We start from the raw sequence: 1,461 nt of genomic DNA, 5'->3' as shown, positions 1-1,461 counted from the left end.
GCGAAAGCGGTTACGGGATACTCATATCGAAAGATGGGGAAATAATCATACACGAAGATATGAGCAACTTTTTAAAGGGGGTAGGGGACTTAGGGGGATTTCAGGGAGCGTACGAAGAGGCGAAGGGGGGAGGGGACAGATACGTAGAATACGAGTATGAAGGGGAGAAGAAATACGCGATTTGGTCAGAGGTACCCGGGTACGACTTTTACATTTTCTCGACTGGGGACTTGAACGAGCTACTTAAAGAAGGGAGGAGAGCGACCTACGGTACGATAGTAACATACGTAGTATTTGGGGGAGTGATCTTTGCGGTACTGTTCATATCGATGATGCCGATAGTGAAGAGGATGAGAGAACAAGTAGAGAGAGTGAAGAGATTCGGTGAAGGCGATCTGACAGTAGAATTTGAGGTAAAAGGGAAGGACGAACTCACACAAGTAGAAGAGAGCTTGAGGGAAGCGCTCGAATCACTCAAAGAGATGATAAAAAACATCATAGAGGCATCGGGAGAGCTCAAGGAGGCATCGGAAGAGATCAAGAGGCTATCGGAAGAGAGCCACGAATCAGCGGAGAACCTGCACGAAGAGGCGAAGAAGATACTAGAAGAAGCGAACAACATGAGCAGTGCATTGACAGAAGTGACGAGTGGGGTAGAAGAAGTAGCGGCGAGCGCACAAAACATATCCAAAATCACCCAAGAATTGACGGAGAAATCGGAAGTAGTGACGAAGGCGGCGAGGGAAGGGACAGAGAACGTAGAAGGTGTGAACGAAGTAATAGAGAAGCTGAAGGTATCGACAGAGAGGCAGAGGGGGAACGTGAAAGAGCTAGTAGAATCGGCTAGGACGATAGGGGAGATAGTAGACACGATCAGCACGATAGCGGAACAGACGAACCTACTTGCATTGAACGCAGCGATAGAAGCTGCGAGGGCAGGGGAAGCTGGAAGGGGCTTTGCGGTGGTAGCGGACGAGATCAGGAAACTGGCGGAAGAGAGTCAGAAAGCGACAGAAGACATAGCGAAGATGCTGAGCAACTTAAGGGTGACGATAGGGCACGTAGAAGAAGGTGCGAGGGAAGTGTTCGAAGGGGTAGACGAGATATCGGTGAAAGGGGAAGAGATCACGAAGAGGTTCAAAGAGATACTCAGTAGGATAGAAGAGATCAACAGCATGATAGAGAACACGGCAGCCACTGCGCAGGAGCAGGGGGCGGCGGCTGAAGAGATGGCGAGTGCTATGGACAATGTGACGAAGGTAGTAGAGGGAGTGGTTGAGAGTCTTGGTAGGATGGAAGAACTCATCGAAAATCAAGCTTCTTCTTCTGCCAAAGTGAAAGATGCTGCCGATAAACTCGCCAGCGTCTCTGAAAAACTCTCTTCTTTGGTCCAAAGATTCAAAGTGTGAGGTGGAGAAAATGCAAGCCCGTTGGATAGGAAACATGATGTTTCATGTGAAA

The 1,461-nt window shown here is 48.9% G+C and carries 1 protein-coding gene; it reads left to right on the top strand.

Annotated elements, in window-relative coordinates; genetic code table 11:
* The coding region (locus AS005_RS08780; protein WP_101511343.1) for a methyl-accepting chemotaxis protein at positions 1–1,409 on the top strand (1,409 nt) is incomplete at its 5' end.
* Positions 1,410–1,461: the final 52 nt, after the last annotated feature.

Source organism: Thermotoga sp. KOL6 (assembly GCF_002866025.1).
Classification (GTDB): Bacteria; Thermotogota; Thermotogae; order Thermotogales; family Thermotogaceae; genus Thermotoga.
Note: the sequence above shows the minus strand (reverse complement) of the source record. Positions and strands in the feature narration are given on the sequence as shown.